The sequence below is a fragment of the Streptomyces sp. NPDC059917 genome, assembly GCF_042730635.1.
Taxonomy (GTDB): Bacteria; Actinomycetota; Actinomycetes; order Streptomycetales; family Streptomycetaceae; genus Streptomyces.
On the sequence record NZ_JBHWLC010000060.1, the window covers coordinates 24,941 to 45,046 of the forward strand.

At 71.7% G+C, this 20,106-nt stretch carries 19 protein-coding genes; 10 read left to right on the forward strand and 9 right to left on the reverse strand.

The annotated features are described in order from the left end of the window. Positions 1–114 precede the first annotated feature (114 nt). The 5 genes from ACFWAR_RS28855 to ACFWAR_RS28875 all read left to right on the forward strand — a co-directional run bounded on the left by ACFWAR_RS28855 (position 115) and on the right by ACFWAR_RS28875 (position 5,517). The gene (locus ACFWAR_RS28855) at positions 115–1,011 is read left to right on the forward strand and encodes a hypothetical protein (protein WP_385783133.1); all 897 of its coding nucleotides are present in this window, start codon (positions 115–117) and stop codon (positions 1,009–1,011) included. A gap of 131 nt (positions 1,012–1,142) precedes the next feature. Further along, positions 1,143–3,104 (forward strand): C1 family peptidase, encoded by a 1,962-nt coding sequence (locus ACFWAR_RS28860; protein WP_385783136.1) that lies wholly within the window; start codon positions 1,143–1,145, stop codon positions 3,102–3,104. 10 nt (positions 3,105–3,114) lie between these two features. Next, on the forward strand, positions 3,115–3,450 hold the full coding sequence (locus ACFWAR_RS28865; RefSeq protein ID WP_385783139.1) for a protease inhibitor I42 family protein: 336 nt from the start codon (positions 3,115–3,117) through the stop codon (positions 3,448–3,450). Between the two features lie 64 nt (positions 3,451–3,514). Further along, positions 3,515–4,165 carry a GntR family transcriptional regulator gene (locus tag ACFWAR_RS28870; protein ID WP_385783142.1) on the forward strand — a complete coding sequence of 217 codons (651 nt, stop codon included), beginning with the start codon at positions 3,515–3,517 and terminating at the stop codon, positions 4,163–4,165. Next, a complete protein-coding gene (locus tag ACFWAR_RS28875) occupies positions 4,162–5,517 on the forward strand; it encodes a nitrate/nitrite transporter (protein WP_385783145.1) in 1,356 nt (451 codons plus the stop codon). The genes ACFWAR_RS28870 and ACFWAR_RS28875 overlap by 4 nt, the downstream gene beginning before the upstream one ends. Positions 5,518–5,688: 171 nt before the next feature. Here the strand turns inward: ACFWAR_RS28875 and ACFWAR_RS28880 are convergent, their stop codons facing one another. Beyond that, positions 5,689–6,516, reverse strand: coding sequence for a maleylpyruvate isomerase family mycothiol-dependent enzyme (locus ACFWAR_RS28880; protein WP_385783148.1), 828 nt, complete (start codon positions 6,514–6,516; stop codon positions 5,689–5,691). Between the two features lie 159 nt (positions 6,517–6,675). Here ACFWAR_RS28880 and ACFWAR_RS28885 point away from each other — a divergent pair, with 159 nt between their 5' ends. Next, a complete protein-coding gene (locus tag ACFWAR_RS28885) occupies positions 6,676–7,488 on the forward strand; it encodes a carbon-nitrogen family hydrolase (RefSeq protein ID WP_385783152.1) in 813 nt (270 codons plus the stop codon). Between the two features lie 214 nt (positions 7,489–7,702). On the opposite strand, the gene ACFWAR_RS28890 is transcribed toward ACFWAR_RS28885, so the two are convergent. Then, complete coding sequence (locus tag ACFWAR_RS28890) at positions 7,703–8,260, reverse strand: LURP-one-related/scramblase family protein (protein ID WP_385783155.1); 558 nt, start codon at positions 8,258–8,260, stop codon at positions 7,703–7,705. Between the two features lie 32 nt (positions 8,261–8,292). On the opposite strand from ACFWAR_RS28890, the gene ACFWAR_RS28895 reads away from it, so the two are divergent. Further along, entirely contained in the window at positions 8,293–9,114 is an 822-nt protein-coding gene (locus ACFWAR_RS28895; RefSeq protein ID WP_385783158.1) for a hypothetical protein, read from the forward strand. A gap of 15 nt (positions 9,115–9,129) precedes the next feature. Beyond that, a complete protein-coding gene (locus tag ACFWAR_RS28900; protein ID WP_385783161.1) occupies positions 9,130–10,956 on the forward strand; it encodes an NHL domain-containing thioredoxin family protein in 1,827 nt (608 codons plus the stop codon). Between the two features lie 330 nt (positions 10,957–11,286). Here the strand turns inward: ACFWAR_RS28900 and ACFWAR_RS28905 are convergent, their stop codons facing one another. The 7 genes from ACFWAR_RS28905 to ACFWAR_RS28935 all read right to left on the reverse strand — a co-directional run bounded on the left by ACFWAR_RS28905 (position 11,287) and on the right by ACFWAR_RS28935 (position 18,910). Next, positions 11,287–12,579 carry a M18 family aminopeptidase gene (locus ACFWAR_RS28905; RefSeq protein WP_385783164.1) on the reverse strand — a complete coding sequence of 431 codons (1,293 nt, stop codon included), beginning with the start codon at positions 12,577–12,579 and terminating at the stop codon, positions 11,287–11,289. A gap of 112 nt (positions 12,580–12,691) precedes the next feature. Next, entirely contained in the window at positions 12,692–13,420 is a 729-nt protein-coding gene (locus ACFWAR_RS28910) for a hypothetical protein (protein ID WP_385783167.1), read from the reverse strand. A 133-nt stretch (positions 13,421–13,553) separates the two neighbouring features. Next, complete coding sequence (locus ACFWAR_RS28915) at positions 13,554–15,380, reverse strand: acyl-CoA dehydrogenase (RefSeq protein ID WP_385783170.1); 1,827 nt, start codon at positions 15,378–15,380, stop codon at positions 13,554–13,556. A gap of 179 nt (positions 15,381–15,559) precedes the next feature. After that, positions 15,560–16,093 carry a hypothetical protein gene (locus ACFWAR_RS28920; protein WP_385783173.1) on the reverse strand — a complete coding sequence of 178 codons (534 nt, stop codon included), beginning with the start codon at positions 16,091–16,093 and terminating at the stop codon, positions 15,560–15,562. Continuing rightward, positions 16,090–18,153 (reverse strand): hypothetical protein, encoded by a 2,064-nt coding sequence (locus ACFWAR_RS28925; RefSeq protein ID WP_385783175.1) that lies wholly within the window; start codon positions 18,151–18,153, stop codon positions 16,090–16,092. Before ACFWAR_RS28925 ends, ACFWAR_RS28920 begins: the two co-directional genes overlap by 4 nt. Then, positions 18,153–18,596 carry a hypothetical protein gene (locus ACFWAR_RS28930; RefSeq protein ID WP_385783178.1) on the reverse strand — a complete coding sequence of 148 codons (444 nt, stop codon included), beginning with the start codon at positions 18,594–18,596 and terminating at the stop codon, positions 18,153–18,155. The genes ACFWAR_RS28925 and ACFWAR_RS28930 overlap by 1 nt, the downstream gene beginning before the upstream one ends. 95 nt (positions 18,597–18,691) lie before the next feature. After that, positions 18,692–18,910, reverse strand: coding sequence for a hypothetical protein (locus ACFWAR_RS28935; RefSeq protein ID WP_385783181.1), 219 nt, complete (start codon positions 18,908–18,910; stop codon positions 18,692–18,694). Between the two features lie 118 nt (positions 18,911–19,028). Here ACFWAR_RS28935 and ACFWAR_RS28940 point away from each other — a divergent pair, with 118 nt between their 5' ends. Together ACFWAR_RS28940 and ACFWAR_RS28945 are read left to right on the forward strand one after the other, a co-directional pair. Beyond that, positions 19,029–19,904 carry a helix-turn-helix transcriptional regulator gene (locus ACFWAR_RS28940; RefSeq protein WP_385783184.1) on the forward strand — a complete coding sequence of 292 codons (876 nt, stop codon included), beginning with the start codon at positions 19,029–19,031 and terminating at the stop codon, positions 19,902–19,904. Next, entirely contained in the window at positions 19,882–20,064 is a 183-nt protein-coding gene (locus tag ACFWAR_RS28945; RefSeq protein WP_385783187.1) for a DUF397 domain-containing protein, read from the forward strand. The genes ACFWAR_RS28940 and ACFWAR_RS28945 overlap by 23 nt, the downstream gene beginning before the upstream one ends. Positions 20,065–20,106: the final 42 nt, after the last annotated feature.

Here is a 20,106-nt window from a genome sequence, read left to right on the forward strand (position 1 = left end):
ACGGTCAGTCAGTAGCTGGTCAGGCTGGGCGGACTCAGTCGAACCAGTGGGGGGTCACACCGCATGGGGATGGGTTTGGATCCGGCGTTAGAAGCGGCTCGGGAGATCGTCGGGGTGACGTGGCCCCCGGCCGACGAGAGCCAGCTGGAGAGCGCGGGCACGGACTACGCGGCGCTGTGCACCGCGATCGAGAAGCTGAACACGGGCGGCAACGCCGCCATCGGCCACATCGTGGGCGGCCGCAGCAGGGGCGAGACCGTCGCCGCGATCGACGCCTCCTGGACGGCGTTCAAGACCCGCGGGATGCGGACGCTCAACGAGGCCTGCGGGCAGCTCTCGGGTGCGGCCGCCACCTTCGACGGCCTGGTCCTCCAGTGCAAGACGGGCATCAGGGACGTACTCGCCAGCGCCTCGGTGCAGAGCATCGTGGCCGCCCCGGGGGCGGTGCTGACCGGCGGGGCGTCGCAGACGGCGGTCGTGGCACAGGCCCGGTCGGCGGTCCGCCAGGTCCTGACCGCGACGGCGCACGAGCTCTACCGGACGATCAAGGACGTGGACGCCGTCCTCGCGAACCTGGAGGCCGGTCTGACCGACGGGTTCGAGTCGGGGAAGATCGCCCCGGAGCAGGACCAGGGCGTGGTCATCGACGACGACGAGTTCGCGCAGGCCCGGAGCGGCCTGGGGACCTCGACCACCGCCTTCGGCACGGCGGTGGGCACCTTCCGCGGCGTCGCGCCCGGGCGCCTGACCTCCCTGCACGGGGACGACGTGTTCCGGGAGGCCGGCGCGGCGATGGACCGGGCCCAGGAGACCGTGGCCCGCAAGGCCGCCGAGCTGGTCCAGGGCCTGGACGACTTCGCCGACAAGATCGGCCTGAGCGTCGCCAGCCACGCCTCGCACGACCAGGACCGCAGGCGCGCCTTCGACCGGCTGGACCCCGGCCCCGTCCCGTACGGCCCCTACGTCCCCGCCCCGACACCCGGTGGCGGGGGCGCGGGTACGGGGGGCTGACCTTCCGCAAGGACGTCGTGCACCGGTGCTCCCCCCGTGCCCCGGTGCCACCGTGCGGACCCCCTTGACGGCGGCGCGCGCCGGATGGACGCTCCGGGACCTCGCATCCGTACGCATCTGGGGGGACCGGTATGCCGGAGCAGTCCGACCAGCACGACCAGAACGACCCGCACGACCCGCACGACCGCAACGGCGGGGCCGACCCGCACCGCACCGTCCGCGTCCAGCTCGCCGGGGAGCTGCGGGCCCAGCTCGCCGGAGCCGGGGCCTCGTGGACGGTGAGCGAGCACCTCGCCGACCGCCAAGCCGTTCCGCGGCCCTCCCTGGGCCTGGAGCCGGGGGCCAACCTCACGCCCGCCGCCGAGGCGGGCCCCGTGGACCTGCGGGCGCTCATCGGCCGCGAGAGCGCGAACCGCGACCTCACCCGGCGCCGGGCGGCGCACGGCCTGCTGCCGGAGACGGAGCCGCCGGTCGTCGGGGCCCGACCGGCCGCCGTCGACTGGCGCAACCGCTGGGGCTGGCCCTGGATCACCAAGGTCAAGGACCAGAACCCGTGCGGCTCCTGCTGGGCCTTCGGCGCGACCGGCCTGGTCGAGTCGATGGCGCGGATCGAGCACGCGGTGTGGGCCGAGCGCTCCGAGGGGGACGTGCACGACGGCCTGAAGTTCAGCTGCGGCCAGGGCAGCAACCCCGAGACCGCGTTGGACTGGATCAAGGTCAACGGGGGCATCTGCGACCCGGACTGCTATCCGTACACGACCCCGCCGCCCTCCGTGCCCGCCGACCGCCGCGACGCCTGGCGGGCGGACTACACGCCCAGCTGGGACCGGTCCGGCCGGACCGTGCGGATCGCCGACTACGTCCGGCTCGGCGACGTGGAGCAGCAGAAGGTCTGGCTGGACACGGTCGGCCCGATGACGGCCTGCTTCGACGTCTACGACGACTTCTTCGGGCTCGGCTCCGGCGTCTACCGGCGCACCAGCGACCACTACGCGGGCGGCCACTGCGTGCTGATCGTCGGCTACGACGACGCGGCCGGGTGCTGGCTCTTCAAGAACTCCTGGGGCACGGGCTACCACGTGGGGGGCTACGGGCGGATCGCCTACGGCGAGGTGAAGATCGACTACTGGGCCAAGTGCGGGCTGCGCGGCACCAACGCCGACCCGTGGACCAAGCGCCGCCTGCACACCGGGAACGTCTTCGAGAGCGGCAACGGCCGTGCGCACCGCAACTTCGAGATGCTCGCGACGACCGGCGGCGGGCGGCTCCAGCACTGGTGGCGGGAGGGCGACGCACCCTTCCCGTGGGCCCGCGCCGCGGCCTTCGGCAGCGACGCCTCCGGGCTGCCCGCCTTCACGAGCACCACCTACAACCGGAACCTGGAATCGGTGCACGTCACCACGGGCGGGCGGCTGCACCACTGGTTCTACGACCAGTCCGGCGGCACCTGGCGCGACGCGGGCATCTTCGGCCCCTCCGACGCGGCGGTCGGCACCACGCCGGGGTTCATCCAGAGCGACTACGGCAAGCCGGGCAACTTCGAGGTGGTCCTGCGGACCGCCGACGGTCGCCTCAACCACTGGTGGCGGATCAACGGCTCGCCCTGGACCTGGAACGACGGCGGCCGCTTCGCCTCGGGCATCGCCCACTACGGGCCCGCCCTGGTCCAGACCCGCGGCCGACACCTGGACCTGGTGGCCACCCGTACCGACGGGCGCATGCAGCTGTGGTGGCGCGACGACCCGAACGGCTTCGCCTGGCGCGCGGGAGAGCTCTTCGGCACCGGGATCACCTCCGCGCCCTGCCTGATCGAGGGCCAGTACGGAGCCGTCGACGAGGACACGGCCGGCAACTACGAGCTGTGCGTGGCGGCCGGCGGCCGGATCGAGCACTGGTGGCGGGGGAACACGGCGGGCGCGGCCTGGAACCGCAGCGCGGTCTTCGGGCACGACGCGCTCGCGGTCACCGGGATGCTGCAGGGCAGCTTCGGGTTCAATCTGGAGGTCATCGTCCTGCGCACCGACCGCCGGCTCCAGCACTACTGGCGCGACGGCGCGGGATGGCACGAGGGGCCGGTGATCGGTCCCGCCTGAGGTGCGGCGAGTGAGCGAAGGGGCCCCGGTGGAGGTACGGACGGTGGCGCTCCGCGTCGGTGAGGCGTACGTCCTGCGCCTCACCGGGCGCGGGGCGCGCGGGTACGTGTGGACCTGGCAGGTGATGGGCGACGCGGACGCGGTGGAGGTGGCCGAGGGACCCTCCGGCGGCGCGGAGGCGGCGCCCGTGCTGCCCGGCGCGCCGGTGGAGCGGACGTACGTCGTGCGCGGCCGGTGCCCCGGCGGGCGGGCGCGGATCCGCTTCGCCCAGGTCCGGCCGCCCTACCCCGACGAGGCGCCGTACGACGAGTTCGTGCTGGAGGTCGAGGTCGAGGCGGCGGACTAGGCCCGGGGTGTCCACATCCCGGACGGGCGGCCGGTTGCACCTCTGTTGTATCTATGCTGTGCGCATGCCATCCGCCACCCTCGCGCCCACGGCCGCCGAACGCGTCTACCAGCACGTCAAGAACGGCGTGCTCGAACGCCGCTACGAAGGCGGGACCCTGCTCACCGAGGGCGAACTCGCCGACGCGGTGGGCGTCTCGCGCACGCCCGTGCGCGAGGCGCTGCTGCGTCTGGAGACGGAAGGGCTGATCAAGCTCTACCCGAAGAAGGGCGCGCTGGTCCTGGCCGTCTCCGCGCAGGAGATCGCCGACGTCGTCGAGACCCGGCTGCTCGTCGAGGAGTTCACGGTCCGGCGGGCCGTACCGGCCGCGCCCGCCCTGCTGGAGCGGCTCGCGCAGCTGATCGAGGAGCAGCGCGGGCACGCCGCGAGCGGCGACCTGAGCGCGCTGATCGTCGCCGACCGCTGCTTCCACGCCGAGATCGTCCGCAGCGCCGGCAACCAGATCCTGTCCCGGCTCTACGACCAGCTGCGCGACCGGCAGCTGCGGATGGGCGCCCGGCTGCTGCACGCGCACCCCGAGCGGATCGCGAAGACCCTCGCCGAACACGCCGAGATCCTGGACGCGCTGCGCGCCGGGGACGGCGAGGGCGCGGCCGCGGCGGTGCGCGGGCACGTCGGACGGGTCGCGGCCCTGGTCCGGGGTGACGCGCGATGAGCGCCTCCGTGCCCGTTCCGGCGGCCCCCGCCGTCCTGCCGCCCGCGCCCCACCTGCCGAAGGACCCGCCGGGCGGGCGGCGGGCCGTCTTCGTCTGGTCCATCGGCGTCGCCGTCTACTTCGTCGCCGTCATCTTCCGCACCAGCCTGGGCGTCGCGGGCCTGGACGCGGCCGACCGCTTCCACGTGAGCGCCTCGGCCCTGTCCACCTTCTCGCTGCTCCAACTGCTCGTGTACGCGGGCATGCAGATACCCGTCGGCCTGATGGTGGACCGGCTCGGCACGAAGAAGGTGCTCACGCTCGGCGCGGTGCTCTTCACGGCCGGCCAGATCGGCTTCGCGCTCTCCCCGTCCTACGGGACGGCGCTGGCCGCGCGTGCCCTGCTGGGCTGCGGCGACGCCATGACCTTCATCTCGGTGCTGCGGCTGGGCACCCGCTGGTTCCCCGCCCGGCAGGGGCCGCTGATGGCGCAGCTCGCCGGGCTGGTGGGGATGGCGGGCAACCTCGTCTCCACGCTGGTGCTGGCGCCCGTACTGCACGGGGTGGGCTGGGTGCCGGCCTTCGCGGGCAGCGCGGTGGCGGGGCTCGTGGTGCTGGTGCCGCTGCTGCTGTTCCTGCGCGACCACCCCGAGGGGCACGCGCCGGCGCCGGTGGCGCGGGGCGAAGGGGGCTACGTACGCCGTCAGATCGCCGAATCCTGGCGCGAGCCCGGGACCCGGCTCGGGCTGTGGGTGCACTTCACGACGCAGTTCCCGGCGATGGTGTTCCTGCTGCTGTGGGGGATGCCGTTCCTGGTCGAGGCGCAGGGGCTGTCGCGCGGCGGGGCGGGCGGGCTGCTGACGCTGATCGTCGTCGCGAACATGGGCTTCGGCCTGGTCTACGGGCAGTTGGTGGGGCGTCGGCAGGCCGCGCGGATCCCGCTGGCGCTCGGCACGGTGGGGGTGACGGCGCTGATGTGGGGCGCGGTGCTGGTGTATCCGGGGGAGCGGGCGCCGATGTGGCTGCTGGTCGCGCTGTGCGTGGTGCTGGGGACGTGCGGGCCGGCGTCGATGATCGGCTTCGACTTCGCGCGTCCGGCGAATCCGCCGGCGCGGCAGGGGACGGCCTCCGGGATCACCAACATGGGCGGGTTCATCGCTTCGATGACGACGCTGCTGGCGGTGGGGGTGCTGTTGGACGCGACCGGGGACGACTATCGGGTCGCGTTCTCCTCGGTCTTCGTGCTGGAGGTGCTGGGGGTGTCGCAGATCCTGCGGTTGCGGGGGCGGGCGTTGCGTCGGGAGGGGGAGCGGGGTGGCTCCGTCGGGGGGTCGGGGGTTCCGGTGGCCGGAGCCGCCGTGGTCGAGGTCTGACGCGGGGGCGTCCCCGCCGCCGCCGTGCGTGGTCGGGCTGGTCCGTGGGCGCCCTCGAGTGCCGGTCGGCTCGAGGTGCCTCCGGCGGCGCCTCAAACGCCGGCGGGGCTGGATTTGGCCGGGCCCGTCTGTAGCGGGACTGGTTTCGGCCGGGCCCCCGGCTGGGGTGGGCTACGGGGTGACCGCGAAGTGGGAGAGGATCGCTTCGGCCAGTTCCGGGTCGCCCTCGATCTTCACGCGGTCCGCGTGGGTGTGCCAGCGGCCGCGGCCCGCGGCGAGGCGGACGTAGGTCTCCCAGTCCATCACCAGCGTCACCGCGGGGCCCAGCGAGGGCGAGTTGTCCATCGTGCCGCGGCCCTCGGCGTCGATCCGGACCGTCCGCATGAACTCCAGGGTCCCGTGCACGTCCAGCACCACCGCCGAGCCCGCCGGGGCGCCCGCGTGCTTCGCGACGACCTTCGGGAGCCCCGCCAGCAGCATGTCCCGGGCCACCAGCGCGCCGGGGGAGTCCCAGTTCCCCGGGACGCCCAGCGCGGCCCGCAGGTCCTGCTCGTGGATCCACACGTCGAAGGCCCGCAGCCGCAGCGCCAGCTCCAGGGTCACCTGATCGCCCAGCGGTCCGCGCACCATCGTGGTGGCCGGGTCCCGCTTCTCGTTGCGCAGCTGCCGCATCCGCCGGATGACGGTGTACTCCAGCTCCGACGTCATCTCGGGGGCGGTGTGGTGGCGCCGGACGTCCACCTGGACCTCCATGTACCGGGTGAACTCGTCCACCACGTGGCGCAGGTCCCGGGGGAGGGTGTGGATCGGGCGGGGGTCGCCGAGCTGCTCGCACTCGATGCCGATGATGTGTGACACGACGTCACGGACCGACCAGTTGGGGCACGGGGTCGCCCGGTTCCATTCGGCCTCCGCCAAGGGGAGGACCAGTTCGGATATCGCCTCGATGGAGTGGGTCCACGCATCGACATAGGGCTGAAGGCTGGGATGGACGGTCAACGGGACCCCTCGCGTGCTGTTCAGTGGCGCGTTGTGGACGGTCGGACTGGCGGGCGGCGGCCTTGTCAAAGTTACGCTGCCGTTGAGCACCCCGGCAGTGCTTTCGTGTGACGATCGTAGGCCCCGAGTTGACGGCTTCCATGCCAGAACGGTGGTAGTGTGCGCGCCTCCCTGATCCAAATCGCGGTGAACGAGGGCGAGTCGGTGGTTTCCCGACGTGCCCGGGTGGCGGACCTCGTCCGCGAACAGAGCGGCTCCGACCTGGTGGTGCTGCCGGAACTGTGGGGCGTGGGCGCCTTCTCCTACGAGCAGTTCGAGACGGAGGCGGAGCCGCTGGACGGCCCCACCTTCGAGGTGATGTCGAAGGCGGCGCGCGACGCCGGGGTCTGGCTGCACGCCGGTTCGGTCGTGGAACGCTCCGGTGACGGCTCCCTCTACAACACCACCCTCGTGCTGTCCCCCGAGGGCGAGCTGGCGGCCACGTACCGCAAGATCCACCGCTTCGGCTTCGACCAGGGCGAGGCCGTGCTGATGGCGGCGGGCGGCTCGCTGACGACGGTCACCCTGCCGCAGACCGTGCTCGGCATCGCCACGTGCTACGACCTGCGCTTCCCGGAGCTCTTCCGCGGGCTGGTCGACGCGGGCGCGCAGACCCTGGTGGTGGCCGCGGGCTGGCCCGCCCGCCGCCGCGCGCACTGGACCCTGCTGAACCGGGCGCGCGCCGTCGAGGACCAGGCGTACGTCCTCGCCTGCTGCACCGCCGGGACGCACGCCGGGGTCGAGCAGGCGGGACACAGCCTGGTGGTGGACCCGTGGGGCGAGGTGATCGCCGAGGCGGGTCCGGGCGAGGAGGTGCTGACCGTGGATCTGGACCCGGCCAAGGTGGCGGAGACCCGGGAGCAGTTCCCGGCGCTGAAGGACCGGATGCTCGGCATCCGCCCCCCGGCCCGCGGCACCTGGGCCACCTCCTAGGCCGTCTCTTTCGGATCTTGCCTGGCCCGCGCCGCCCGGCACCGCACCTCGCCGCACTGCCGGGGCAACCGAGTACCTCCAGTACACGGCAGCCCCGGCAGCACGCCGAGGCACGGCACCGGACGACGCGGGCCTGACCGGCAAGATCCGAAAGAGACGACCTAGCGCCCGCCCGCACCGGCCGCCGCGCCCCCACGGGGCCCGCGGCCGGTGCTCAGCCCCCGCCCCGGCGGCGTTCGCCGTCCCGGGCCGCCTCCCGTTCGTCCGCCCGGTCCTCGTCCCGCTCCTCGCGCTCCTTCTCGGCCATCCTGATCACGCACACGGCCACCGCGAGCAGCAGCGCCGCGTCCGCCTCCTCCCGGATCACGTCCACGGCGTACGTCTCGCGGACCCGGTACCACTGGCGGGAGATCAGCGACAGCAGCTCGCCCTCGTACTCGACCTTGAACTCGCGGTCCAGGATCCGCCCGCTGACGTCGAGGACGGTCCCCTCGGACAGGGTCACGCGGTAGTGGTTGCGCAGCAGCGAGAGCCGCTTCTTGCGGATGACGGCGAGCTGCTCCCCGTCCCGCTCCAGGGTCATCGCGTCGCGGAAGCTGAACATCTTCTCGCGCAGCGTGATCAGGATCCGGCCGTCCGGGTCCTTCAGCTCCAGGGTGTCGCGGACGCGCAGCGCCTTCCCGTCGACCAGGTAGGCGTGGCGGCCCGCCTCGTCCTCGACCCAGTAGTCGTCGCCGATGGCCAGCACTTTGTCCCGAACCAGGTATTTCATGCCGTCATCGCTGCCCGCGATAGGTTGCCGCCATGCCTCTCCTCTACGTGACCGACCTGGCCTACCCGGCGCGCGGCCGCCGCTACGGCGACGAGGACGTGTTCCTCACCTCGCGACTGCGCGAGGAGTTCCCCCTCGCCCTGTGCCACCCGCTCGACGCGCGGGCCCTGATGCCCGGCTTCGACGCGGTGATCGTCCGCAACAGCGGGCCCGTCCTGCACCACCAGGAGGCCTACGACGCCTTCCGCGCCCACGCCCTGGCCACCGGGGCCCGGGTCTACAACCCGCTCACCGGCCGCGCCGACATGGCCGGCAAGCAGTACCTGCTGGACCTCACCCGGTCGGGCCATCCGGTGATACCCACCGTCGACGACCCCGCCGACCTGCACCTGCTGCCGCAGGTGGCCGAGTACGCCGTCAAGCCCCGCCAGGGCGCCGACTCGATCGGCCTGGCCTTCACCGCCGACCCGGCCGCGCACCTCGCGCAGCAGGGGGCCGCCCCCGGCTCGCTCCTGGTCCAGCCCCGGATCGACTTCGTCCACGAGGTGTCCTTCTACTTCGTCGACGACGCCTTCCAGTACGCCCTGTACGCGCCCGACCCGGACCGCCGCTGGGACCTGGAGCCCTACGAGCCGAGCCCCGCGGACCTCGACTTCGCCCGCACCTTCATCGGCTGGAACACCCTGACCCACGGGATCCAGCGGGTCGACGCCTGCCGCGCCCCGTCGGGCGAACTCCTGCTGGTCGAGCTGGAGGACCTGAACCCCTACCTGTCCCTGGAGCTGCTCCCGGAGCCCGTCCGTGACGCCTTCGTGAACGCCCTGGTGGCCTCGCTGCGGTCCTTCCTGGGCTGATGGCACCCTTGACGCATGAATCCTGCCGCGTCCGCACCCCGTCGCGCCCGAGTCCGTGCCCCCGAGCTGATCGGCAAGGGCGGCTGGCTCAACACCGGTGACACCTCCTACACCCTCGCCGACCTGCGAGGACGGATCGTCATCCTCGACTTCTGGACCTTCTGCTGCATCAACTGCCTGCACGTCCTCGACGAGCTGCGGGAGCTGGAGGAGAAGCACCGGGACACCGTCGTGATCATCGGCGTGCACTCGCCGAAGTTCGTGCACGAGGCCGAGCACCAGGCCGTCGTCGACGCCGTCGAGCGCTACGAGGTCCACCACCCGGTCCTCGACGACCCCGAGCTGGCCACCTGGAAGCAGTACGCCGTCCGCGCCTGGCCCACGCTCGTGGTGATCGACCCGGAGGGGTACATCGTCGCGCAGCACGCCGGTGAGGGGCACGCGCACGCCATCGCGCGGCTCGTCGAGGAGCTGGAGGCGGAACACGCGGCGAAGGGCACCCTGCGGCGCGGGGACGGGCCGTACGTGGCCCCGGCGCCGGTCGCGACCGACCTGCGCTTCCCCGGCAAGGCGCTCGTGCTGCCCTCCGGGAACGTCCTGGTGTCCGACTCGACCCGGCACCAGCTCGTGGAGCTGGCCGCCGACGGCGAGTCCGTGGTGCGGCGGATCGGCAACGGGGAGCGCGGTTTCGGGCCCGACGCCTTCAGCGAGCCGCAGGGCCTGGCGCTGCTGCCCGACGGCCGGGTCGTGGTCGCGGACACCGTCAACCACGCCCTGCGCGTCTTCGACCCGGCCACCGGAGCCGTGGAGACCGTCGCGGGCACGGGCCGCCAGTGGTGGCAGGGCTCGCCGACGGCCGGGCCCGCGCGCGAGGTGGACCTGTCCTCGCCGTGGGACGTGGCCTGGTGGCGGGGCCGGGTGTGGATCGCCATGGCCGGTGTGCACCAGCTGTGGACCTGGGACCCGGAGACCGACACCGTCGCGGTGGCGGCCGGTACCACCAACGAGGGGCTGGTCGACGGACCCGCCGCCGAGGCGTGGTTCGCGCAGCCCTCCGGGCTCGCGGCGGCCGGGGACCGGCTGTGGATCGCCGACTCCGAGACCAGTGCGCTGCGCTGGGTGGAGCCGGTGGCGGGCGAGCCGGACGGCTACGCGATCCGGACCGCCGTCGGCAGCGGCCTCTTCGACTTCGGGCACCGGGACGGCGCGGCGGACCAGGCGCTGCTCCAGCACCCGCTCGGGGTCACCGTCCTGCCGGACGGTTCGGTCGCGGTCTGCGACACCTACAACCACGCCCTGCGCCGCTACGACCCCGCCACGGGCGAGGTCAGCACGCTGGCGACCGACCTGCGCGAGCCCAGTGACGCGGTGTTGGTCGGCGAGGACATCCTGGTCGTGGAGTCCGCGCGGCACCGGCTGACCCGGCTGCGGCTGCCGGAGGAGGCCGTGCGCGTGGAGTCGGTGGCCCACCGCACGCAGCGCGCGGCCACCGAGGTCGCGCCGGGCACGCTGCGGCTGGACGTGGTCTTCCGTGCCCCGACCGGGCAGAAGCTGGACGACCGGTACGGGCCCTCCACCCGGCTCCAGGTCTCCTCGACCCCGCCGGAGCTGCTGGCCGAGGGCGCGGGGCAGGGGACGGACCTCTTCCGGGACCTGGTGCTCGCGGAGGGGGTCGGCGAGGGGGTGCTGCACGTCTCCGCGATGGCGGCCTCCTGTGACGACGACCCGGAGAACGAGTACCCCGCCTGCCACATGCACCAGCAGGACTGGGGCGTTCCGATCCGCGTCGCCGACGGCGGCGCGGTCCGGCTCCCCCTGGTCCTGGCGGGCCTGGACGACTGACAAGTCAGCCCCGCCGGCGTTTGAGGCGCCCCCGGAGGGCCAACCCGGCCGGGGGCGCCCACCGGGCCGCGCCACCTCCGGGGGGTGGTTCCCGTCGACAGGGCGCCTGCGGCGGCTCTGCCCTCCGGGGGGGGGGGGGGGGCCCGGGGGGGGGGGGGGGGGGGGGCGGCGCCCCCCCCCGGGCGGGGGGGGGGGCCCGCAGGGGCCAAAAGCCGGGGCGAGGGGGTGGTGTCCGGCCCCCCGGGCGGGGCCCCGCCCGCCGCCGCCGGGGGCCCCCCCCCCCCCCCCGGCGAGGCTGGATTGGGCCCGGCTCCGCCCGCCGGGGGTGGGTCAGCCTTCCAGGAAGGAGACCAGGGCGTTCGCCAGGAGGTACGGGTCATCCGCGCCGCACAGTTCGCGGGCACTGTGCATGGAGAGGATCGCGACGCCGATGTCGACGGTCTGGATGCCGTGCCGCGCGGCCGTGATCGGGCCGATCGTGGTGCCGCAGGGCATCGAGTTGTTGGAGACGAAGCTCTGCCACGGCACGCCCGCCCGCTCGCACGCCGCCGCGAACACCGCACGCCCGCTGCCGTCCGTCGCGTACCGCTGGTTGACGTTCACCTTGAGGATCGGGCCGCCGTTGGCGCGCGGGTGGTGCGTCGGGTCGTGCCGCTCGCCGTAGTTGGGGTGCACCGCGTGACCGGTGTCGGAGGAGAGGCAGATGGTGCCCGCGAAGGAGCGCGCACGGTCCTCGTAGCTCCCGCCGCGCGCGAAGACTGAACGTTCCAGCACGTTGCCCAGGAGGGGTCCGTCCGCGCCCGTGTCCGACTGCGAGCCGTTCTCCTCGTGGTCGAAGGCGGCCAGCACCGGGATGTGGTCCAGGTGTTCGGCGGTGGACACGGCGGCCAGCGCCGCGACGCCCGCGTGCACCGACAGCAGGTTGTCCATCCGCGGCCCGGCGAGCAGTTCTCGGTCACGGCCCAGGTAGGCCGGCGGCTCGATCGAGTGGACCATCAGGTCCCAACCCGCCACCGCGCCCTGGGGCAGGCCCTCTTCCTCCTCCAGGAAGGCGATCAGATCGCCCTCGTGCGCCTCGCCCAGACCCCAGATCGGCTGCATGTGCCGCTGCTTGTCCAGCTTGAGGCCGTCGGAGTTGACGGACCGGTCCAGGTGCACGGCCAACTGCGGTACGCGCAGCAGCGCGCGGTCGATGTTGACCAGCCGCTCGGTGCCGTCGCGCAGGGTCAGCCGACCCGCGAGGCCCAGGTCGCGGTCGAGCCAGGTGTTGAGCAGGGTGCCGCCGTAGACCTCGACGGCGATCTGCCGCCAGCCCTGTGACCCGGTGTCAGGAAGCGGCTTGACGCGGAGGTTGGGGGAATCGGTGTGCGCGCCGATGATCCGGTAAGGGGTGTGCGGGGTCGCGCTCTCGGGGACGTACCAGGCGATGAGCGCGCCGCCGCGCAGTACGAACTTGCCTCCTGCGCTCGAATCCCAGGCGTCCGTTTCCGACAGCTGCCTGAAGCCGGCCTTTTCCAGCCGCTCGCCCGCGTTGGCGACGGCGTGGTACGGCGAGGGACTCGCCGCCAGGTAGGTCATCAGATCGTCGGTGTGGCCGCGGTCGAAGCGGGCGGGAGAGCTCATGTGGTTCACCTTAACGACGGTCGTGTTCGTCATGGCCGGGCTGTGGCGGATAGCCGACGGACAGCCGGAGGACGAGGGCGCGGTGGTGGTGTGAACTGCGATCCCGGTCGGCTCAGCCCGGCGGACGCTCGAAGCGGCGCTGCAGCTGCCTGCGCTCGCCCCGGCGGATGCGCGGGAGCATCTCGGGGGTCTGCGCGGAGCGCTGTGCGCGCCTCTTGCGTCCGGCGCAGAAGATACATGCCTCGCCGGGCGGAGCGTCGGGATCCATCGGCGCGCCGGGATGTTCGGCACATCCCGACGCGTTGCGCGGGCGGGACAGCTCGCGGGCCACGATGAAGGCCCGGTGCAGGTTGTCGGCGACCCGGACGAACTCGTCGTCCGGTGAGCCGATCGTCAGGTGGAAGCGGCATTCGTCGAGCGTACGGAGGTACAGCCGGAGCTTCTCCAGCGTGTACGGGCCCTCGGGCACGGGGTAGCCGAGGCGGCGCTGTTCTCCCGCCGGAGCCGGGGCGGGGGCCCCGCCGCGGCCGCGCAGGCCCATCCGGCGCCGGTCGTTGCAGAGCAGGCAGCGGCCCCAGCCGTCGGGCGCCTCCGGGTCCAGGGCGCCGTTGGGGTGCTGCGGGCAGCCGGTGTAGCTCTTGGAGGGAGCCAGGGCCGAGGCCGTCTGGAAGGCGGTGTAGAGCGCGTCCGCGATGCCGTCGTACTCGGCGGGGTGCGCGCCCTCGTAGAGGTCCTGGACGCCGTCGCCGAGCGCGCCCAGCTTCGCGTGCAGCTCCTTGAGGGCGTACGGCCGCCCGGTCGGGACGGAGTACCCCCTGCTGTGCTGCTCCTGTGCGCTCATACCTACGAGCGTCCCACGAACCGCCGACAACCCGTGCACGCGGTCGGCCGGACCCCAGCTGAGCTGGGAGTCCGGCCGGCGCGCGTACACCGCGTACGTCGTTGGGTTCCTGCGGGGCGGTGTCCGGGAGGGTCTAGAAGGCGGCCTCGTCGAGGTCCATCAGGGTGTTGTCGACGGCCTCGGCCAGCTGGCGCTGGACCGCGACGCCCGGCAGGACCTGACCGGCGAAGAACTTCGCCGCGGCGATCTTGCCCGTGTAGAAGGCGACGTCCTTGGCGGCGGCCGTCGGGAGCTTCTCGGCGGCCACGGCCGCGCCCTTGAGCAGCAGGTAGCCGACGATCACGTCGCCCGAGGCCATCAGCAGGCGGGTGGTGTTCTGGCCGACCTTGTAGATGTTCTTGACGTCCTCGCCGGTGGCGGTGAGGTCGGTGACCATCTGGCCGACGATGGCCTCCAGGTCCACGGCGGCCTTCGCCAGCGCGTCGCGGGCGCCGGAGAGCTCTTCGCCGCCGACGGCCTCGGCGAGGAACTTCTTGATCGTCTCGGTGAGGACGTTCAGCGAGGCGCCCTGGTCGCGGACGATCTTGCGGAAGAAGAAGTCCTGGCCCTGGATCGCCGTGGTGCCCTCGTAGAGGGTGTCGATCTTGGCGTCGCGGATGTACTGCTCGATCGGGTATTCCTGCAGGTAGCCGGAGCCGCCGAAGGTCTGCAGGGACTGGGCGAGCTGCTCGTAGGACTTCTCCGAGCCGTAGCCCTTCACGACCGGCAGGAGCAGGTCGTTCAGGCCGATGAGGGAGGAGGCGTCCTCGCCCGCGGCCTGCTTGACCTGGATCTCGTCCTGGACGGAGGCGGTGTAGAGCACCAGGGCGCGCATGCCCTCGGCGTACGCCTTCTGCGTCATGAGCGAGCGGCGCACGTCGGGGTGGTGCGTGATGGTGACCTTGGGCGCGGTCTTGTCCATGAAGTTCGCCAGGTCCGGACCCTGCACGCGCTCCTTGGCGTACTCCAGGGCGTTCAGGTAGCCGGTGGAGAGGGTGGCGATGGCCTTCGTGCCGACCATCATCCGCGCGAACTCGATGATCATGAACATCTGGCGGATGCCGTCGTGCTTGTCGCCGATCAGCCAGCCCTTGGCGGGGTGCTGGTCGCCGAAGGTCATCTCGCAGGTGTTCGAGGCCTTGAGGCCCATCTTGTGCTCGACGTTCGTGGCGTAGACGCCGTTGCGCTCGCCCAGCTCGCCGGTCTCCCAGTCGAAGTGGAACTTCGGGACCAGGAAGAGCGACAGGCCCTTGGTGCCCGGGCCGTGGCCCTCGGGGCGCGCGAGGACGTAGTGGAGGATGTTCTCCTCCATGTCGTGCTCGCCCGAGGTGATGAAGCGCTTGACGCCCTCGATGTGCCAGGAGCCGTCCGCCTGCTCGATCGCCTTGGTGCGGCCCGCGCCGACGTCCGAACCCGCGTCGGGCTCGGTGAGGACCATGGTGGAGCCCCAGCGCTTGTCGACCGCGATCTGGGCGACCTTCTTCTGCGCCTCGTTGCCCTCTTCGAAGAGGATGCCGGCGAACGCCGGGCCGGAGGAGTACATCCAGATGGCCGGGTTCGAGCCGAGCAGCAGCTCCGCGTAGCCCCAGATCAGGGAGCGGGGCGAGGTGGTGCCGCCGATCTCCTCGGGCAGGCCCAGGCGCCAGTACTCGGAGTCCATGAAGGCTTCGTAGCTCTTCTTGAAGGACGCCGGGACGGGCGCGGTGTTGGTGGCCGGGTCGAAGACCGGCGGGTTGCGGTCGGCGTCCGTGAAGGACTCGGCCAGCTCGTTCTCGGCGAGGCGGGCCAGCTCGGACAGGACGCTCTTGGCGGTCTCGGTGTCCATCTCCCCGAACGGGCCGGTGCCGTACAGCTTGTCGCGGCCGAGCACCTCGAACAGGTTGAACTCGATGTCGCGCAGATTCGACTTGTAGTGCCCCATGGCTACGGCTCCGTTTTAAGGATCGGGGAGAGAAGGTTCCTCGTACTTACCAATCGGTAATGTCATGATGCTACCCGTGGGTAATAAGAACAACCCTTGCTCGACGACTGTGACCAGCATCAAGCCAGAAACGCTCGAGAGCAGCTCAAGAGGGCCCGCCCGAGCAGCGCACGGGCGCCTCACGCGCAGCCCGCCGCCTTCTGTGCCGCCGGGAGGTACGCCGTGATCAGCGCGGCGAGCGCCGTGCGCCGCCGCGCGACCTCGGAGGCCCCGCCATCGCCGGGGACGGACGCCTCGGCGATGAAGACGTGCGGGGCGCCCCGGTAGGTGCACCTCACGGTCGCCAGGGCCAGCGAGTCCGCCACCCAGCCCTCGGCGCCGCCCGGGACGGCGGCCTGCTCGGGGTGCCCGGAGCGGGCGAGCTTCTCCTGGACGACCTTCGGCAGCTCCGCCACCTCGGTGCTCACGTCCGTCTTGAGCGAGAGCGCCGCTTCGCCGTCCACGGAGAGCGTGCAGCGGGCGCTGCCCTGCCCGAGGTCGACCGGCTCGGCCCGCAGGGCGTCCCCGGGTGGCAGCAGGGGGTCCAGGGCCGCCGCGCCGACCGGTACGCCGCAGGCGTCCGCCGGGACGGCGTACTCGCGGCCCTGGCCGCAGCCCGCCAGGGCGAGCAGCAGGCCGACCGCGGCCAGCGTCGTCAGGCCCCGGCGGCTCATCCGTTGCCCGCCAGGCCCGAGGCCCGCTGGTTGCCGTCGAAGGCGGCGCCGTTGATCTCGTGCGTCAGGGTGTAGCGGTTCTGGCCCGGGTGCGGGTTGCTCGCGGCCCACTCGTCGGCCAGCGCCTGGAGCTGGCGCTCGCGGACCGTGAAGGTCTCGCCGTTCTGCCGCGAGATCTCGGCGTTGATCCGGGCCTGCTCGTCGAGCTGCCACTGGTAGGCGAGCGCGTCGACGCCGCGCTGCGCGACGTCGCCGACGACCGGGATGAAGTTCACCGCCGAGCCGAAGCCGTGGTAGATCCACTTCGCGTCCCAGCTGGGGTCGTCCTTGTCCGTCTGGATCGCCTGGTACCGGGCCTCCTCCAGGAAGCCGACGGTGGCCCCGGCGCGCAGCAGGGTCTCCTTCTGGTCCGTGGGGACGCCCGTGTGGATGTCGTTGACCATCTCGCGGTTCATCGCCTCGTTGAGCATGCCGTAGGCGTTCTGGTCGCGGGAGACCTGCTTGCTGACCTCCAGCAGCTCCTTGCGGTCCAGGAGGCGGGGGTCGCCCGCGTCGTCGGCGAGCGTGCTGGCGGTGTGGTTGACCACGTCGCTGTGCCGGGACAGCACCTTGGCCATGTCGTCGCGCATCTCGGGCGGGAAGTCGTTCCCCGCCTGCGAGAGGTACGTCAGCGAGCGGTCCAGCACCTTGCGGTGCTCGGGTCCCAGGTCGACCTGCTGGGCGTTCGGATCGAGCGGGTTCTGCCCGGTCGCCGCCGCGACCAGGGCGTTGCCGGTCGCCTCGCGGGAGGAGTTGCCGTCGTGGCTGTTGAGCGGGGTGTCGTCGAAGACGGGCCGGTCCTTGAGGACGTACTGCGCGTTGTCCGTGGGCTGCGTCGTGTTGAAGAACTCGGTCGCCGCGTTCGGGCTGTTGGCGAGGCCCGTCATGAAGCCGGTCATCGGGTCGCGGCCGAAGTCCTCGCCGATGAAGTTCATCTTCGGCATCGGCGGGACGCCGCCGTTCCAGTAGTGGTCCGGCATCTTCATCTTCTTCTCGGTGGCCACGAGCGCGTTCCCGTAGTCGTTGAGGAAGCGGTTGTCCCAGTCGCCGTTGCGCATCAGGTTGCTCATCAGCTGGAAGCCGTAGACCCGGGTGCCGCGCGTCTGGACCATCTGGTCGCCCTGCCGGACCATCTCGTCCTCCCAGGCGCGCATGGCCGGGCTGTCGGACTGGGTGGCCCCGGCCAGCGTGAAGCTGAGGTTCTTCTGGAAGTCGCCGAGCTGGTCGAGCCGGGCGCGCTGGAGGGTGCCGCCGTCGGAGGGGTCCGAGAGGTCCGCCCAGAAGTCCAGCAGGCCGCGCGGGCCGAGGGTCTTGGCGAACTCCTCCTGGAAGAGGCGGTCGTCCTTGTGGGCGGCCAGGTCCCTGTTCAGCTGGTCGAACTCCTCGGGCGTCAGGTCGTCGCCCTTCGTCTTGAGGAGGTTCGCGATCCGCTCCGCGTCCTTGATGGCCGCCGCGGCCACGTCCCGGTTGTAGTAGCTGGCGTCGGAGAAGCCGTACGGGTTCTGGCTCACCAGCATCGACAGGGCCTGGGCCGCCGTGGTGTCGCTCTCGGTGGCGCGCTGGAGGATGCCCTGGACGGTGTCGCGCAGTGCGATGGCGTCGGCCTCGGTGTGCTCGGGCACGGGGTGGCCCTTGGCGGCGCGGTCCGGGTGGATGTTCATGGTGACCGTGAAACCGCCGTTGCCGGTGCCGACCACGGTGAGGTTCCGGGCGAGGGCCTGCTCGATGGTGGTGTTCAACTCGGTCTTGTAGCCGACCAGTTCGCCGTGCGTGTCGCTGAGTATGTTGCGGATGCTGTCCGCCTCGGTCGCGGCGTCCGAGAACTCCTTGGCGGTCTTGCCGATGAACTCCCGCGTCACGGTGGCGTTGACGCCCTTCCAGTTCGCCTTGGCCGCCTTCCCGCCCATGTCGGTGCGCGCGTCCTCGGACAGCTGCTGGAGCTTGGTGACCATCGCGGACCAGTCGCCCACGGCGGTGGCGAGCTTGCCGAAGTCCGCGTGGCGGAGTGCGTCGAGGTCCATCAGTGGTGCGCCCTTTCCTCGAAGCCCTTGTCCAACTGCTCGTACTTGAGCTGGGTGGCGATCCAGTGCTCGCCCTCGGCGTGCGCGTTCTGCGTGTAGTCGAGGTGGTTGGAGATGTGCGCGCACGCCTCCATCAGGCTGTTGACCTGCGTGTTCCAGGCATCGGCCACGGTGGACAGGGCGCCGCCGAGCGCGAAGTCCTTCTTCATGGCCCCGGCCGCCTCGTAGGTACTGGCCTTGGCGTGGTCCCCGTCGGTGTCCAGCCGCTGGTGCAGCTTGAAGGCCGCGTCGCCGACGGCCGCGAGGTCCTGCTGGGTGACGACGAGATCCCCTTGCGGCGCGGGCCCGCCCCCGTCCTCGGCGGGCACGTGGTTGAGGCGCATCCCCGTCTGCTTGTCGGCTACCGAGGCGCGCACTTGCGCCCATTCCTGGTCGAACGACATCGGATTCCCCCGTAGAACGTGACGTCATCGGATCGATCCCGGCCAGGCTAGTACGCGCCACCGCCGGGGCCCCAGGGCCTTTCGTTCCAGTACTGCTACCGCCTCATCGACGCCGTGCGCAGTACGTCGGCCAGCCGGTCCGCGGTGGTGACGTTGCAGTTGCCGAGGCTGATCAGGGGTGGGATCAGGTAGGCGCTGGCGAAGGTCGGCAGGTCCAGCCCGAGGGAGGGCAACGTGATCCCGTGCGCGGTGAGCGCCTCCCGCAGCCGGATCATGCTGGCGCGGGCCGTGTCGTCGCAGTCGTGGTCGCTCATGGGGACCTCCTGGTGGTGGGTGCGGAGTGTGACGAATCCCCTACAGCGTGGAGCGGGGCCGCGTAGCGTGGGAAGCGTTTGGGCTCCACGGCGCGAAGTGTGGAAAGGGCGGGCGTTCATGGCCGCACGCAAGGACCTCGACGGCTCGGCGAGCGTGCCGGCCTTTTACGGCAAGGAGTTGCGGTGGAAGCGGGAGGCGGTGGGCCTCACGCTCCAGCAAACCGTGGACGGCAGCTTCTACGGGGTCAGTTACCTGAGCGAGATCGAGCGTGCCCAGCGGCGCATGCCGGTGGATTTGGCTCGGCACGTGGACCGGGTCCTGCGGACGGACGGCTTCTTCGAACGGCGTTGCGAGGACGTACGCAAGGCCAAGAAGGCATTCCACGCGCCCTACTTCGCGGATGCCGTGGATATGGAGACCCGCGCTCGGGACATCGAGGAGTGGTGCCCCATGCTCATCCCCGGTCCCTTGCAACTGGAGCCGTACATCCGGAAGATCATCCACGCGTTCAACCCGCTGGACGACGAGGAAGTGGTCGATGGGAAGGTCGCCGCGCGCAGGGACCGAGCGTGGGTCTTCGAGGATGCTGACGGCCCCGCCTCCTGGGTCGTCTTCCATGAGTCGGTCCTCAGGCAGCCGCTGGTCGACGATGACGCCATGGCGGAGCAACTCGCCCACGTGGCGGCTGTTGCTCGGCGCCGCCGGTTCATTCCACAGATCCTTCCGTGTAACGCCGGAGCTCATCCGTTCATGATGGGGTCCGCTTTCCTGATGAGCTTCAGCGATGCCCCACCGGTCATGTATACGGAAGGCATGTACAGCGGCCAGATCGTTGATGATCCGGGCACCGTGGTGCAGTACCAGCAGGCGTACAACCGGCTCAGGGCCGCTGCACTGCCGCCCGAGGTTTCGCTAAAGATGATCGAGGCAGCAGCGGAGGACTACGGAAATGGCAACCATGCACGCCGGATTGAACGCAATCACCTGGCGTAGGAGTAGCCGCTGCACCGCCCCCGAAGGGCTGTGCGTCGAGGTCGCCGACGGGGTCGTCGGGATCGTTCCCGTCCGGGATTCCAAGGTCGAGGGCGGCCCCGTCCTGCTGGTCTCGGACGCCGCGTGGGCACCCTTCGTGCGCGGGCTCAAGGGTCACTGACCGGAACTCGACGTCAAGGCGGGCCGCCGCCTCGGTAGGCTT